The following is a 476-nucleotide window of genomic DNA, read 5'->3' as shown; positions in this document are numbered from 1 at the left end:
GCCTTACACAAGGCGGCACAAAAGGATAAGGGGAGATTTGATGAAGAAATGGTTGCTTGTCACTGTTGTCGTTTTCTTTCTGATGGGATTAGGTATTCTGCCTGAAGCAAGGGCCGATACGATTTCTGTGAAACCGATCAATGGCCTGCAAGGTGATTTCATCAAGGGAGCCGATATCTCTATGCTTGCAGAAGTAGAGAAAAGCGGCGGCAAATACTACAACCAGAACGGACAGCAGGTTGATCCGCTCAAGCTATTAAAGGATAAAGGCGTCAACTATGTGCGTATCAGACTGTGGAACCATCCATATGACAATCAAGGCCGAGCCTATAACGGCGGCACAAATGATCTCAATACAGCCATCGCTTTATCGAAACGTGCAAAAGCACAAAACATGAAAGTGCTGCTTGATTTTCACTACAGTGATTTCTGGACTGACCCCGGTAAACAATTCAAACCGAAAGCGTGGGCATCCC

Annotated in this window: 1 protein-coding gene; it reads left to right on the top strand. The window is 46.0% G+C overall.

Annotated features, from left to right (window positions below):
* Positions 1 to 40: 40 nt before the first annotated feature.
* The coding region (locus tag GFC01_RS18025; RefSeq protein ID WP_152948501.1) for a glycosyl hydrolase 53 family protein at positions 41 to 476 on the top strand (436 nt) is incomplete at its 3' end.

It is taken from the genome of Desulfofundulus thermobenzoicus (assembly GCF_009428905.1).
GTDB classification, from domain to species: Bacteria; Bacillota; Desulfotomaculia; order Desulfotomaculales; family Desulfovirgulaceae; genus Desulfofundulus_A; species Desulfofundulus_A thermobenzoicus.
This window is presented reverse-complemented; position numbering and strand designations above follow the sequence as displayed.